The 14,996-nt window shown below is 65.5% G+C and carries 12 protein-coding genes and 1 pseudogene; 5 read left to right on the forward strand and 8 right to left on the reverse strand.

Going from position 1 to position 14,996, the window contains the following annotated elements; all coding sequences use genetic code 11:
• Positions 1-39: 39 nt before the first annotated feature.
• From XCC_RS09070 to XCC_RS09080, 3 genes are read right to left on the reverse strand one after another with little or no spacing between them, the layout of a single operon-like run.
• Positions 40-522, reverse strand: coding sequence for a peroxiredoxin (locus tag XCC_RS09070; RefSeq protein WP_011036912.1), 483 nt, complete (start codon positions 520-522; stop codon positions 40-42).
• Positions 523-560: 38 nt separating this feature from the next.
• A complete protein-coding gene (locus tag XCC_RS09075; RefSeq protein ID WP_016945239.1) occupies positions 561-911 on the reverse strand; it encodes a ribonuclease E inhibitor RraB in 351 nt (116 codons plus the stop codon).
• A gap of 13 nt (positions 912-924) precedes the next feature.
• Positions 925-1,551: a glycine cleavage system protein R gene (locus XCC_RS09080; RefSeq protein ID WP_011036914.1), complete on the reverse strand. Its 627-nt coding sequence runs from the start codon at positions 1,549-1,551 to the stop codon at positions 925-927.
• 92 nt (positions 1,552-1,643) lie between these two features.
• On the opposite strand from XCC_RS09080, the gene dapA reads away from it, so the two are divergent.
• A complete protein-coding gene (gene dapA / locus XCC_RS09085; RefSeq protein WP_011036915.1) occupies positions 1,644-2,552 on the forward strand; it encodes a 4-hydroxy-tetrahydrodipicolinate synthase in 909 nt (302 codons plus the stop codon).
• Positions 2,553-2,568: 16 nt separating this feature from the next.
• Positions 2,569-3,087, forward strand: coding sequence for a hypothetical protein (locus XCC_RS09090; RefSeq protein ID WP_011036916.1), 519 nt, complete (start codon positions 2,569-2,571; stop codon positions 3,085-3,087).
• Positions 3,088-3,163: 76 nt separating this feature from the next.
• Here XCC_RS09090 and fdxA read toward each other — a convergent pair whose 3' ends face one another.
• The 5 genes from fdxA to XCC_RS09115 form a co-directional block, all read right to left on the reverse strand.
• Positions 3,164-3,487 (reverse strand): ferredoxin FdxA, encoded by a 324-nt coding sequence (gene fdxA / locus XCC_RS09095; RefSeq protein ID WP_011036917.1) that lies wholly within the window; start codon positions 3,485-3,487, stop codon positions 3,164-3,166.
• A 214-nt stretch (positions 3,488-3,701) separates the two neighbouring features.
• Complete coding sequence (locus tag XCC_RS09100; protein ID WP_011036918.1) at positions 3,702-4,580, reverse strand: 2-dehydro-3-deoxygalactonokinase; 879 nt, start codon at positions 4,578-4,580, stop codon at positions 3,702-3,704.
• Positions 4,577-5,488 carry an SMP-30/gluconolactonase/LRE family protein gene (locus tag XCC_RS09105; RefSeq protein WP_011036919.1) on the reverse strand — a complete coding sequence of 304 codons (912 nt, stop codon included), beginning with the start codon at positions 5,486-5,488 and terminating at the stop codon, positions 4,577-4,579. The genes XCC_RS09100 and XCC_RS09105 overlap by 4 nt, the downstream gene beginning before the upstream one ends.
• On the reverse strand, positions 5,482-6,630 hold the full coding sequence (gene dgoD, locus XCC_RS09110) for a galactonate dehydratase (protein WP_011036920.1): 1,149 nt from the start codon (positions 6,628-6,630) through the stop codon (positions 5,482-5,484). Before dgoD ends, XCC_RS09105 begins: the two co-directional genes overlap by 7 nt.
• The gene (locus tag XCC_RS09115; protein ID WP_011036921.1) at positions 6,627-7,265 is read right to left on the reverse strand and encodes a 2-dehydro-3-deoxy-6-phosphogalactonate aldolase; all 639 of its coding nucleotides are present in this window, start codon (positions 7,263-7,265) and stop codon (positions 6,627-6,629) included. Before XCC_RS09115 ends, dgoD begins: the two co-directional genes overlap by 4 nt.
• A gap of 419 nt (positions 7,266-7,684) precedes the next feature.
• Between XCC_RS09115 and XCC_RS09120 the strand changes: the two genes are divergently transcribed.
• From XCC_RS09120 to XCC_RS09130, 3 genes and pseudogenes are all read left to right on the forward strand, one after another.
• A complete protein-coding gene (locus tag XCC_RS09120; RefSeq protein ID WP_011036922.1) occupies positions 7,685-8,656 on the forward strand; it encodes a LysR family transcriptional regulator in 972 nt (323 codons plus the stop codon).
• A gap of 257 nt (positions 8,657-8,913) precedes the next feature.
• Positions 8,914-11,826: a TonB-dependent receptor gene (locus XCC_RS09125; RefSeq protein ID WP_011036923.1), complete on the forward strand. Its 2,913-nt coding sequence runs from the start codon at positions 8,914-8,916 to the stop codon at positions 11,824-11,826.
• 337 nt (positions 11,827-12,163) lie between these two features.
• A pseudogene (locus XCC_RS09130) lies at positions 12,164-14,899 on the forward strand (TonB-dependent receptor).
• The last annotated feature ends 97 nt before the right edge of the window (positions 14,900-14,996 follow it).

The raw sequence follows: 14,996 nt of genomic DNA on the forward strand, positions 1-14,996 counted from the left end.
CGCAGGCAGGGTGATGGAGGACGCGGGAAACGAGGGGACTCACTGTTTGGCGTGCGCCTTCAACGCGGCCAGCACCGCATCGGCATGGCCGGCGACCTTGACCTTGCGCCAGGCCTGCACGACCTGCCCCTCGGGCGACAGCAGGAAGGTGCTGCGCTCGATGCCGAGCACCTGCTTGCCGTACATGTTCTTTTCCTTGATCACGTCGAAGGCGCGGCACAGTGCTTCATCGCCATCGCTGACCAGCGGAAATGCAAACCCCTGCTTGGCGCAGAAGTTGTCGTGCGACTTCACCGAATCGCGCGAGACGCCCAGGATCTTGGCGCCGGCCTTGTCGAATTCCGGCAGCAGCGCGTTGAAGTCCAGGCCTTCGGTGGTGCAGCCGGGCGTGCTGTCCTTGGGGTAGAAGTAGATCACCAGCCAGTGGCCGGCATGGGCACGCAAGGTGGTCTGGGTGCCGCCGGACAGCGACAGCGGCAGATCGAAGGTTGCAGCGGGCAGTTCCAGTACAGCGTCGGTCATCGTTGCTCAGCCTGAAGGGGAGAGGCGGTCGGTGCCGATCAGGCCGGCCCGACGTCCATCCCATCATAAGCAGCCACATGGAAACGTTTGGCGAGTGCATCGAACGCGGCATTGCGCTGATTCAGCGTTTCCAGGGTGTGGTGTTCCAGTTTGTCCACATGCAGGAAGTACGACTCTTCGTCGTCACCATCGTCCTCATCGCGTTCGCCGAGAAAGATATCGATGACGCGGTAGCCGTCCTTGGTCAGTTGCTCGGCCAGCTGCTGCAGCGGTTGCTGCGCCGGATCGGCAAAGAAGTATTCCCAGCGCAACGGGCCGTCCAGGTTCCAGTCGGTTTCCGAGCGGATGTGGTCGAACATCTGTTTCAGCGCGGACATCGCGATGGCCATGCGAACTCCTGTCTTAAAACTTCATCGGGTCCATGATCGCGTCGAGATTGAGGTGATCACAGAATTCCAGGAAATCATCGCGCAAGGCAGCGATGTGCATGTTGGCCGGCACGCCGATGGTCACCTGCGCAGAGAACATCTCCGCACCGGTCTGCATCGCGCGGTAACGGGTGCTCTGCAGGTTCTCGATGGTGATGCCCTGGCGGTCGAAGAAATCGGCAAGCTGGAACAGGATGCCGGGCTTGTCGGCGGCGATCACCTCGACGATGTACGGCAGCAGATTGGATTGCGCCTGCTTGGGGCCGGTGCGGTACCACACCAGCTTCAGGCCTTCTTCGCGTTCGAGCCGCGTCAGCATGGCTTCGAGCTTGGCAACCGAGTCCCAGGAGCCGGTGGCCAGCGCGGTGACCGAGACATCGCGCCCCACGGTGGCCAGGCGGGCGTCCACGAGATTGCAGCCGCTGTCGGCGATGCGGCGGGTGACGGGCAACAGGGGGGACTCCGGATGCGTCGTGTAGGCGTTGATCAGGAGGTGGTTTTCGGTCGGCGAAGGCCGGGGAGTCGAGTCAGTCAAAGGGGCTTCCGGCATTGCATCAGGCTGAATGGCCGCCCGGGCAGGCGCCCTGGCGGTGACCAGCATACTTGCCCGTGCTTTCGCGCCGCAAGTAACATGCAGGCGGCCACAACCCGCGTGCGCGCGGGCCTTTCCTGTCACGTAAGAGCAGCAGAATCTTGTCCCTTTCCGGCATCATCACCGCGCTGGCGACCCCTTTCGGGCCGGACGGCACACTCGACCTGGATGCCTGGCGACGGCTGCTGGAGCAGCAGCTGCACGGCGGTGTCCAGGGAATCGTGGTTGCCGGCTCGACCGGCGAAGCGGCGGCACTGAGCGACGACGAGTACGACACGCTGGTGCGTGCGGCCGTGGCACAGGTGGCCGGTCGTGTGCAGGTACTGGCTGGCACCGGGCTCTCCGGTACCGCAAAAACCATCGCGCAGACCCGCCGTGCCGCCACGCTGGGCGCGCAGTACGCGCTGGTGGTGACGCCGCCTTACGTGCGGCCCACCCAGGCCGGCCTGCTGGCGCACTTCCAGGCGGTTGCCGACAACGGCGGCCTGCCGGTGGTGCTGTACAACGTGCCGGGCCGTACCGGCTGCGACCTGCTGCCGGAAACGGTCGCCGCGCTGGTGAGCCACCCGAACATCGTCGGCATCAAGGAAGCGCGCAGCGAACCGGAGCGGGTTGCCGCGCTGGTGGCCATGCGCAGCGACAGATTCGTGGTGCTCAGCGGTGACGACGGCAGCGCCGCCCAGTCAATGCTGGCCGGCGCCGACGGCCTGGTGTCGGTGGCGTCCAACGCGCTGCCGTCGGCCTACCGCCGGCTCTGCGATCTGGCCCGCACTGGTCAGCACGAGGCCGCCAACGCCTGGGACACGCGTCTGAGCGAGTACCACAGCTTCTGCGGCATCGAATCCAATCCCATCCCCGTCAAGGCGCTGCTGCAGCGCGCCGGGATCGGCCACGGCCTGCGCTTGCCGTTGCTGCCACTTTCTGCGGCCCATCAGCCGGCCGCCGACCGCCTTGCCGCCAACGCAGTTGCGTTGGAAGCGCTTTCCAGCCGCGAAATGCTCGCGGCCTGACCCAGGAGATCTATCGATGCGTCATTCCGTTTCCCCCGTCCGCGTGCTCTCGCTCGCGTTGCTGGCGACCGCCACCGTCGCCGCCACGAACGGCTGCAGCTGGTTCCACAAGGGCGCGCGCGGCGACTATGCGCTGGCCCCGGAGGCACGTCCGCTGGAAGTGCCGCCGGATCTGAACCTGCCCGACACCTCCGGTGCCATGAAGGTGCCGACGCTGGCGTCCACCACCCAGCAGAACGCCAACACGCCGCCATCGGCCAGCGCCAACAGCGGCTTCACCGTGCCGGGCGAGCGCGATGCGGTGTTTGCCAAGGTGGGCGACGCGCTGGCCGATATCCCGGGCCTGACCATCGCCAGCAAGGCGCAGATGCTGGGCTCCTACGACGTCACCTACGAGGGCGCCAGCTTCCTGGTGCGCGTGGTCAAGGTCGAAGCCGGCAGCTACGTCTCGGCGGTTGATCCGCGCGGCATGCCTGCCACTGCGGCGGCGCCGGTGGCGTTGATCGCCTCGCTGAAGGGCAAGCTGGGCGGCTGAGGCCGGTTGGCAGTGCAGACAGCAAAACGGGCGCCCAGGGCGCCCGTTTTGTATTTGCGGCCGGCGGCGCTACGGATCAGCGCTGCAGCAGCGGCAATTTGTCCGGCTTGCCGTCCCACTCGGCGGCGTCGGGCAACGGCTCCTGGCGCACTGTCAGCACCGGCCAGGCCTTGGCCAGCTCGGCGTTGAGGGCAACGAAGGCTTCCTGTCCCGCCGGCACGTCGTCCTCGGGATAGATCGCGTTGGCCGGGCACTCAGGCTCGCACAGGGTGCAATCGATGCACTCATCCGGGTCGATGACCAGAAAGTTCGGGCCTGCGTGGAAGCAATCCACCGGACAGACCTCGACGCAGTCGGTGTATTTGCACTTGATGCAGTTTTCGGTGACAACAAAAGGCATGGCAACTTCCGGCGTTAAGCCGCGCAATTCTAAAGCAGTCGCGTGGTGGGTGTGCGGGTGAGGCGTGATCTTGCAGTGATTTGGCGGTGCGGGGGCGGTTGGCGGTGCTGCCGCCTCGCGCGCCCTACGCGTGCGGCGCGGGCATTAGGGCGAACGCGCGCTGGGGGCCCGCAGCCGCGCCTCCTCGCCTCACCGCGAGAAGGCGTTGCCGAGGTCAGGCAAGGCCGCGCTGTTGCGCGAGCGCGAACAGGCCGGCGGCGGCCAGGTCTTCCGGGTGCAGCTGGGAGGTCACGCCCAGGTGCTGCAACGCCAGTGCGTAGCGCTGGGCCAGGGCGGGGCTGCCGACCAGGTGCACCGCGCGGTGATCGCCGCGGTGGTCGCGCAGTTCGTGGCCGATCAGCAGGCCCGAGAGGTAGGACGGCAGTGCCTGCGCGGGCAGGCGCTCGAACAGCCCCAGGGTGCGGGCACCGAACAGGTGATGGCTCAGCCCACCGGGCTCGGCGCTGCGCGTCACGCCCTGCAGGAAGGCGCCCTCATCCAGGCTGCCGCCGTCGTCCTGCATCAGCTTGCCCAGGATGCTGTGCTGGCGGAGCAGGGCATACAGCTCGCCGGTCATGACGGTGGCAAAGTCGGTGAGCTGGCCGTGCGCCAGGCGGGCCCATTTGCTGTGGGTGCCGGGCAGGCAGGCGATGTGTTCGCCGTCGCCAAGCGCGGCGAGCAGGCCCACCAATTGGGTTTCTTCGCCGCGCATCACATCCGGGGTGCCGTCGCGTTCGCCGACGCTGACGCCGGGCACGAACCACAGCGTGCGGCCGGGGAGCAGGTCGTCGTAGCGCTGCATTGCCTGGGCCAGCGCCGCGGTGTCGGCCGGGCAGGGCAGGTAGGCCTGTTCCACCCAGCCATTGCGGCTGCCGATCATGCCCGACAGCAGTACCGGGCCGTCCCAGCCGGTGATCAGCGCTTCCAGCACCGCGTTGAAGCGGCCCTGGCAGGCCAGGATGCCGTCGGCGCCGCGGCGGTGGTCGCGCACCTGGCCATCGGGCCCGAGCAGATAACCGCGCAGGCTGCTGGTGCCCCAATCAATCGCGATCATGCGCTGGTCACCCGGCTTTCGGGCAGGCCGCGCACCGGCAGGTCGCAGAGGTACAGGCCGCCGGCCTGCGGGGTCTGTGCCAGCTCGGCATCGCTATGGTCCAGGCGCGAGCTGATCACGTGCAGACGGTCCAGTGCGGCACCGCCGAAGGCACTGCAGGTGGGGTGCTTGACCGGCATCTGCACGATGCGCTCCACGCTGCCGTCCGGGCGATACCGCACCACGCGCCAGGCGCGCCATTGCGCGTTCCACAGGTGGCCGGCGTTGTCGATGATGGAGCCATCCGGCTCGGCGTCGTCGCGATCCAGGGTGGTGAACACGCGCGTGTTGCTGGTTTGCGCGGTGTCCGGGTCGTAATCGCAGCGCAGGATCTGCGGGCGCACCGAATCGCAGTAGTACAGCGTGCGGCCATCCGGGCTGAAGCAGATCGAGTTGGGAATGGACACGCCCGGCAACGGCAGACGACGCAGCCCGTGGCGCAGCGAGAACTGGTACATCGCCCCGCGCCCGGCCTTGTCTTCGTGCTCGTCCATGGTGCCGAACACGAAGTTGCCATGGCGATCGGCGCGGCCGTCATTGCTGCGCGTGAGCGGGTTGTCGGCTTCGACATCGGCCAGATGGTCGAGCGGCAGCGTGTCGCCGTCGGCATTGTCCGGGTCGGCGATGCAGATGGCCTTGGCCAGCGCGATCAGCAGGCGGCCATCGTCCATCAGGCCGATGCAGCCCGGGCGGTCGGGCAGTGTCCAGAAGCGCGTCTGCGCGCTGCCCGGATGATGCCGCCACAGGCGTTTTTCGCTGATGTCCACCCAATACAGCGCTTCACGCTGCTCGCACCACAGCACGCCTTCGCCATGCGTGCAGCGGCTGTCGACGGCCAGGACGGCGGTGTAGTCGGCGGTGCTCACCATTCGGCGATGCTGCCGTCGGCGTGACGCCACACCGGGTTGCGCCAGTCCGGCGGATTTTCGTTTGCGCGCTTGAGCATGTCTTCGTTGATCTCCACACCGAGCCCGGGCTTGGGCAGTGCGGCAATGCTGCCATCCACACAGTGAAAATCTTCTTTGTTGATGACGTAATCGAGCAGGTCGGCGCCTTCGTTGTAGTGGATGCCGATGCTCTGTTCCTGCAGCACGGCATTGTGCGAAACGAAGTCCACGTGCAGGCAGGCAGCCAGCGCGATCGGGCCGAGCGGGCAGTGTGGTGCGAAGCCCACATCGTAGGCTTCGGCCATGGCGGCGATCTTGACGCACTCGGTGATGCCACCGGCATGCGACAGGTCCGGCTGCACCATGCCGATGCCGCCGGCGCACAGCACGTTCTTGAACTCGAAGCGCGAGAACATGCGCTCGCCGGCAGCCAACGGAATGCAGGTGCTCGCGGCCAGGCGCGGGTAGTACTCGGCCTGTTCGGCCAGCACCGGTTCTTCGACGAACAGCGGCTTGAACGGTTCGAGCTCGCGCAGCAGCGCCTTGGCCATCGGCGCGCCGACGCGGCCGTGGAAGTCGATGCCGAAATCGATGCTATTGCCGAAGGTCTCGCGGATTTCGGCCACCTTGACCACTGCCGCATCGACCGCACGCGCGCTGTCGATCAGCTTCATTTCTTCGGTGCCGTTGAACTTGAAGGTGTCAAAGCCCAGCGCACGGTAATCGTTGATCTGCGCGATGATTGCGCCCGGGCGGTCGCCGCCGACCCAGCGGTAGGTCTTCATGCGATCACGCACCAGCCCGCCCAGCAGCTCGTACACCGGCACGCCAAGCGCCTTGCCCTTGATGTCCCACAGCGCCTGGTCGATGCCGGCGATGGCGCTCATCAAAATAGCGCCGCCTCGGTAAAAGCCGGCGCGGTACATGGTCTGCCACAGGTCATTGATGCGGGCCGGATCCTTGCCGACCACGTAGCCGGCCAGCTCGTGCACGGCCGCTTCCACGCTGCGCGCACGGCCTTCGATGACCGGCTCGCCCCAGCCGGTGATGCCCTCGTCGGTTTCGACCTTGAGGAACAACCAGCGCGGTGCGGCGTGGTAGGTGGTGAGGCGGGTGATCTTCATCCTTGCAGTTCCTGGTAAGCCTGCACAAAGGCGCGTGCATGCGTCTGGGTTGTTTCGAGGGATTGGCCGGGTTTGTACAGTTCGCCGCCGATGCCGGCGCCGGCGGCGCCCTGCGCCATGAAGCCGGCCAGGGTCTGCGGGCTCACTCCGCCGACCACGTAAACCGGCACGTGGGTCGGCAGCACCGAGCGCAAGGCGCGCACATGCGCCGCGCCATAGGTGGCCGCGGGGAACAGTTTGAGGATCTGCGCGCCGGCGTCGATGGCATCGAAGGCTTCGCTGGCGGTGGCAAAGCCGGCCACCACGGTCAGCCCGCGCGACACCGCATGGCGGATCAGCGAAGGCTTGGTATTGGGGGTGACGATGAAACGCGCGCCGATCCCGGCCAGCGTGTCGACGTCTTCGTTGCGCAGCACGGTGCCGGCGCCGATCCAGGCGCGCGCGCCGTAGCGCTGCTGCGCCAGGGCAATGCTCTCGGCCCAGCGTGGCGAGTTGAGCGGGATCTCGATCGCGTCGAATCCGGCGTCGATCAAGGCACCGACATGCGCCAGCGTGTCTTCCGGGGTGATGCCACGCAGGATGGCGACCAGCGGCAGGGCGAACGGGTTGAACACGGGGGTGGTGGATGCAGTCATCGGGTTACTCGCACTAGAGCGGAATACAGCCATCGACGGCCAGGCGGCCCTCGATGTCGGGGGAAGGGGCGCGGCTGCGCGATCGGGCAGGGCAGGCGGTGCGCGTTGCAGACCCGGGCACGGCGGCGGCGGCGCGGCGCACGCTACGGCTGGCCGGCGCGGCAATTGCCGCAAGCACGGGCGCAGGCCGGCTGCCTGCGGTTGGCCGGCAAGATGGCGTCATCGTCTTCCTCCTCGGCGGTCATGGCATCCGCGTGTTGCCGCCATCTGGCGGGCAACCACGACTGTTCTGGCCGCGCCCGGGAGGTAGGGGCTCCTGCTGCGGCGCTCGATAGCCTCGCGCGGGGAGATATGTGCTGCAAATGAAATTTTCGGCATATTCTATTCCTCCGACGAATACACGTCCGCGACGGCACCCCATGGCAAATTCCGGTACTCCCTGGTTCAACGCAGCCCGGCTCAAGACCCGCCAGCTGTTGTTGTTGTTGCATCTGCACGAACAGCGCTCGGTCCTGCGTGCGGCCGAGGCCGCCAGCATGACCCAGCCGGCCGCCTCCAAACTGCTGGCGGAAATGGAAGACATGCTCGGGGTGAAGCTATTTGAGCGCCACGCGCGCGGCGTGGAGCCCACCTGGTACGGGCATGTGCTGATCCGCCGCGCCCGCGCGGCAATGTCGGAGATCGGCCGGGCGCAGGAAGAGATCGCCGCGTTGCGCGCCGGCCGCATGGGCCAGGCCTCGATCGGCACGGTGGTCAACCCGGGCACCAACCTGGTGCCGCAGGCCATCGCCGAGGTGAAGCGCGAGTTCCCCGACATCCTGGTGCGGGTGGAGATGGACTACAGCCGGCCGCTGGTGGCCAAGCTGCTGGATGGGCAGCTGGACATCGTGATCGGCCGCATCCTGGGGCCGGAAGGGGTGGGCGAGCTGGAATTCGAGCCGTTGGCCGACGAGCCGCATTCGGTGATCGCCCGCGCCGGCCACCCGCTGGCCAGCCGCGCCAACCTGCAGCACGCCGATCTGGTCCGCCACGGCTGGATCCTGCCGCCGGCCGACAGCGTGCTGCGCGCGCGGCTGGATTCGATGTTCATGGAGCACGGCGTGCAGACCCCGACCAATGCGATCGAGACCTCGTCGCTGCCGGTGACCTCCACCTTGTTGCGCGGCAGCGACATGCTGACCGCGCTGCCGGTGGAGTCGGTGGCGCCGCTGATCCAGGCCAAGTTGCTCACCGTGCTGCCGATCGAATTGGGCGTGCGGATGGAGTCGTTCGGCATCATCCGTCGGCGCGATTACATCCTGCCGCCCGGCGCCGAGCGCATTTTGCAGGCCCTGCGCAGCACCGCACGTCGCCTGTACCCAGGCCTGCGCAGCCCGGAATCGCCTGTCTAAGCAGGCTCTTCCATTTCCATTCCTTTTCGGCATACTAGCCTGTGATTTTTTCATTGGCTGGCGCTAGACCGGGCGCCTATACCTGTGCGTCAGATCGCACGCTGAAGCGCACGTGAAGTCGGGCAAGTGATCGGCGGCCAAGCCGCCATGTAGTGGGAAGCGGAACCGGGCCCCAGTGCCCAGGTCCCATCGATCACGCGACCCCGTTGGTCGCGACAACCAGTCTTCAGTCGTCTTGCGTCCTGGGAGGGATTCGGATGTACACATTTTCCAGCCATGCTTCGGCAGGCACGGGCGCGCGTGCGCGTCGTTTGGTTCGCCTGCGTCACTCCGCCATGGCCATCAGCATCGGCGTGCTGCTCGCGGCACCGGCCTATGCTCAGCAGGCGCCACTCACCAACGCCGGCGGCAGCGCGGTGGACCTGGACACAGTGGAAGTGCGCGGTGTGCGCGCCAGCCTGATCAAGTCCCAGGTGATCAAGCGCGATGCCAGCCAGATCGTGGATTCGGTCAGCGCCGAAGATATCGGCGCCTTGCCCGACCGCAGCGTCACCGAAACCCTGCAGCGCGTCAGCGGCGTGACCATCGACCGCTTCATGGCACGCAGCGATCCCGACCACTTTTCGGCGGAAGGCAGCGGCGTGATGATTCGCGGCCTGACCCAGGTGCGCGGTGAACTCAACGGGCGCGACGTGTTCAGCGCCGCCAGCGGCCGCGGGCTGAGCTTTGAAGACGTGCCGGCCGAGTTGATGGCCGGCGTGGACGTGTACAAGAACCCCTCGGCCGAGATCATCGAAGGCGGGCTGGGCGGCACGGTCAATCTGCGCACGCGCATGCCGTTCGATAATCCGGGCCGCATCGTTGGCGGCAATGTCGATTACAACTACGGCGACATGAGCAAGAAGTACAAGCCGTCGGCCTCGTTCCTGTTCAGCGACCGCTGGAACACCGGCATCGGCGAAATGGGCTTCATGATCGACATCGCCCATTCGGAGCTGGCCACGCGCTCGGACGGCATCCAGGTCGAGCCCTATGTGCGCCGCACCGACGACGCGGTGCTGGCCGGTAGTGGCCGCAGCGAGGTCTATGTGCCGGGCGGGGTGAACTGGCGCCAGCTGGATTTCGAGCGCACCCGCGACGGCATTGCCGCGGCCTTCCAGTGGAAGCCCAGCGATGCCACCGAGATCTATGCCCAGTTCCTGCGCTCACGGTATGAGATGAACTGGCAGGAGCGCGCGGCGTTCTTCAACGACAGCAACAACAGCATCACCCCGGCACCGGGAACGACCTTCGACTACGACGAGCGCGGCGCCTTCCTGCGCGGCGCGCCGGTGTCCAGCTCGTGGCGTGGCGCGCTCACCGGCGATGGCGTGCGCTTCAACACCGACAACCGCTATTCCGAACAACGCACCACCACCACCGACCTGTCGGTGGGCTTCAGCCACTTCTTCAACGACAACCTGCAGATCAAGGGCGACATGCAGCTGGTGCAGTCGGAGAACGAACAGCTGGATTTCACCGTGTTCAGTGCGACCTATCTGCCGGGGCTGACCTACGATGTCTCCGGCAAATATCCCAGCGTGCAGATCGCCAACCCGGCGTTCACCCAGGACCCGTCCAACTACTTCTGGGCGGCGGCGATGGACCACCTGGGCAAGAACCGCGGGCGCCAGCTGTCCACGCGCGTGGATCTGGAATACACCTTCGATGACAGCAGCTGGCTGCGCTTTGCGCGCTTCGGCATGCGCGCCACCGACCGCAACCAGGTCAACAAGAATTCCGGCTACAACTGGGGCGTGATCTCCGACAACTGGGCCGCCATTCCGGGCACCAGCAACGGGCTGGCCAACATGTCGGACTTCATGACCGACCAGTCGTCGTTGTTCACCTTTTCCAACTTCTTCCGGGGCGGGGTGAATGTGCCGACCACGCTGGTGGTGCCCAACAGCAGCCTGGTCAACAACTACGGCTCCGCCTCGCAGATGATCCAGCAGATCGTGGCGTTGCGCGGCTCTGGCTGGGCGCCGGACACCTATCAACCGCAGGACACCAATCGCCAGTTCGAGCGCACCCAGGCCGCGTATGCGGCGCTGTATTTCGGCAATGACGAGGCCTGGGGCATTCCGGTGGACGGCAATGTCGGCGTGCGTGTGGTGCAGACCAAGACCCAGGCCGAAGGTTTTGGCCAGTTCCAGAACCTGGCCGGGCTGAACGTCTCGCCGGAGTTGCAGGCGCGCTACACCGGGCAGTACTTCGACAACAATTCGCAAGGCAGCTACACCAACGTGTTGCCCAGCCTGAATCTGCGGCTGCGTTTCAGCGACAGCCTGCAATGGCGTTTTGCCGCCTCCAAGGCGATGGCGCGCCCGGACTACACCCAGTTGCAGCCGTACGTGTTGCTCAATGTGGAAACCAACGACGCCGGCCAGGCGACCGACTTCGTTGGCACCGCCGGCAACCCGAACCTCAAGCCGATGGTGGCCAATCAGTTCGACACCGCGCTGGAGTGGTACTTCGACACCAGCGACATGCTCTACACCACGCTGTTCTACAAGAAGGTCAAGGACTACTTCTCCACCCAGACCCGCAGCGAGATCTACGACAACCGCCCGTGGCTGGTGACCCGCCCGTACAACATGGACGAAGGCACCATCCGCGGCGCGGAGTTCGGCTACACCCAGTTCTTCGACAGCCTGCCGGGCTGGCTGAACGGGTTCGGCGTCAATGCCAACTTCACCTTCGTCGACAGCAAGGGCGGCGCCAACACTGCCACCGACCCGTACACCAACACCACGGTCACCGGTGTGGAGCTGCCGCTGGAGGGTTTGTCGCGGCGCAGCTATAACCTGGCGGGCATTTATGAGAAGGGGCCGCTGTCGCTGCGCCTGGCCTACAACTGGCGCTCGCGCTACCTGCTGACCACCAGCGATGCGGCTACCCGGCTGCCGACCTGGGCCGATGACTACGGCCAGCTCGATGGCTCGTTCTTCTACCGCTTCAACGACCATCTGCAGCTGGGCCTGCAGGCCAACAACCTGACCAACACCGTGACCAAGGTGCTGATGGGGCCGACCTCGTACGAGGGCGGCGAAGTGGATCCGCGGCTGTACACGCGCTCCTCGTTCGTCAACGACCGCCGCTACTCGCTGGTGCTGCGCATGAATTGGTAGTGCGCCGCGTCACGCGGCAAGTGTGCGCGGGCTTGCAGGTGCAGGCCCGCGTGCCCGCTGCCACGGCGTGAAGGCCGCAATGCCAGAGACAGCGGGTTTCTCCGGCTTGCTATAGCCGTTTTGAATACCTTTCCAGGAATATTTCATTGGTGTGGCATGACAGGCCCGCCCTATGCTCCCGCCGCAGCCGCTAGGTAAGCCTTGTTGGGATTACCACGCATCCACCAGCCCAAGGCCCTTGCCGCGGCCGGATGTGGCAGCAACGACGACAGGGCAGGGCGTTCGCGCACCTGCCCGCCAAAAAATAAGCAGTACATGCGTCCTGGGAGGGAGCACCATGTCAGTGCAACATCGCCACATTCCGGCAGGCCGGGCTGTGGGTCAGCGTTCGATCCGTGAATTCCGCCGCTCCGTGATGGCCATCAGTGTGGCCACGCTGCTGAGCGCGCAGGCCTATGCGCAGGATGCGACCACCACTGCCGCACCGGCATCGGATGCGACCACCCAGCAGCTGGACACCGTGCAGGTCACCGGCACGCGCAGCAGCGTCACCAAGGCGCAGCTGGTCAAGCAGAACGCCGAGCAGATCGTCGACTCCATCGTCGCCGAAGACATCGGCAAGCTGCCCGACAACAACGTCGCCGAGGCGCTGCAGCGCATCTCCGGCATCCAGATTTCGCGCAACTACGGCGAAGGCAGCTCGATCGCCATCCGCGGCCTGACCCAGGTGCGCACCGAGCTCAATGGCCGTGACATCTTCACCGCCAATGACGGCCGTGGCCTGAGCTTCGAAGACGTGTCGGCCGAACTGCTCGGCGGCGTCAACGTGTACAAGAACCCGTCGGCCGACATGATCGAAGGTGGCCTGGGCGGCACCGTCGACCTGCGTACGCGCCTGCCGTTCGACTACGAAGGCCGCAAGATCGCCGGCAGCGTCCAGTACAACTATTACGACCTGGCCGACGACGGCAAGCCGGCGTTCTCGGGCCTGTTCAGCGATCGCTGGCAGACCGGCATCGGCGAGATCGGCATCCTGGTGAACTACTCGCAGCAAAAGAGCCCGTTCCGCCAGGACACCATCTCGATCGAGCCGTGGTACACCCAGACCGACCTGCCAGGCTACGAAGGCCAGGGCGTGTCGGTGCCGCACGGTGCCGGTATCAACACCACCATCGGTGAGCGCGAGCGCAAGACCGGCGCGTTTGCGATGCAGTGGCGCCCGAACGATTCGGTCGAGGTCTACACGCAGGTGCTGCGTTCGGACTACGACTTCAGCTGGCAGGATTACTCGTTCTTCGCACTGACGCAGCGAAATCCCATACAAGGGTTGCCCGGTATCCAGGTCAACGACCGCAACGAGTTCGTCAACGGCTCGTTCCAGAACGTGCCGACCGAATCCAACACCAGCCTGACCGAGCGTCATTCGGTGACCACTGATTACTCGCTGGGCGCCAAGTGGACGGTCAACGAGAAGCTGACCCTGAGCACCGACTTCCAGTATGTCGATGCCACCACCACTGGCACGCGCTACATCGTGGCGACCGGGCAGGACACCAGCCCGCAGTTCAACGTCGATTTTCGTGGCGATCTGCCGCGCCTGTCGGTGACCGATGCTAGCGGCGCGGAAGGCTACCTGGCCGACGTCAACAACTATGACGGCTGGCGCTACCACCTGGACAACAAGGACGACAACAAGGGCACTGAGTTCGCCTGGCGCGCCGACATGGACCTGGCGTTCGACAGCGACTTCGTGCGCAGCTTCAAGGCCGGTGTGCGCTACACCGATCGCGATGCCGAGACCAAGGGCAATATCTATCGCTTTATGTGTTTGAACACCGCATGCGGTGCTGCGACCGACTCGCCATTCGCGGCGTTTCCCAGCATTGGTATCGTGACCAATCCAATTACCGATTTTTTCCGTGGTGAAAGCAGCACCTTTGGACGTACGTTGACCGCAGCCAATTCGGCAGTGTCCAACTATGAGCAGACTCTTGCCACCTTCGGCGCCAGTCCGCTTGTATTCGCACCCAACAATATTAACGCTCAGACCGAGAAGACCTACGCGGCCTACGGTGTGTTGCGCTTCGGTGTGGACAGCGATTCGATTCCGTTCGACGGCAACATCGGCGTGCGCGTGGTGCGCACCGAAGTCGGCTCCAACGGCGTGCGGACCGGTACCGATGCCGAGGGCGGTGGCCTGATTCCGGTGGCTGCGCAGCAGACCTACACCGACGTGCTGCCGAGCTTGAACCTGCGCTGGATGTTGAGCGATCAGCTGCAGTGGCGTTTTGCGGCCTCGCGCGGTATTTCGCGTCCAACCTTCGACCGTCTCAACCCGAACCTGAGCCTGAGCACCGGCACCTAGAACGGCGCTTCGACCTTCACCGGCACCGCGGGTAACCCGAGCCTGGAAGCGGTCAAGGCTGACCAGTTCGACACCGCGCTGGAGTGGTATTTCGGCCAGGGCTCGATGATGTACGGCACCCTGTTCTACAAGAAGGTTGAAGGCTTCATCGCCAACGCCGTCTTCAACGAGGTGTACGACGGCCAGGTGTGGCAGATCACCCGTCCGGTCAACGGCGATGCCGGCAAGATCCGCGGGGCGGAACTGGGTTACACGCAGTTCTTCGACTTCCTGCCGGGCTGGCTGAGCGGCTTCGGCCTGCAGACCAACTACACCTACGTCGACAGCGAGGCGCCGAGCCCGACGGCCACCGACACCAACGGCCAGTCGCTGACGGTGCCGCTGGAAGGCCTGTCCAAGAACAGCTACAACGCGATCCTCAGCTACGAAACGGCGCGCTTCCAGGGCCGTGTGGCCTACAACTGGCGCAGCGACTGGCTGGTGACCACCGCGGGCAACGGCACCGGCAACCTGCCGGTCTACAACAAGGGCTTCGGCCAGTTGGATGCCTCGCTGCGTTTCAACATCAATGATGTGTGGTCGATTTCGCTGGACGGCGTGAATCTGCTCGATACCCGTCGCGAAAGCTACCTGGGAACCGAGTCGCGCTACCGCGACTTTGTGATCAACGATCGTCGGTATGGCCTGACATTGCGGGCCAGCCTGTAGAACGCGCCGTAGGAAGTGCGTCGCCGGTCCGGCGAGCTGTGCAGGCAGCTCGTTGGACTGGTGTTTTTCCTATCGACGGCGTTGCCGTCGATCGCGA

It is taken from the genome of Xanthomonas campestris pv. campestris str. ATCC 33913 (assembly GCF_000007145.1).
Taxonomy (GTDB): domain Bacteria; phylum Pseudomonadota; class Gammaproteobacteria; order Xanthomonadales; family Xanthomonadaceae; genus Xanthomonas; species Xanthomonas campestris.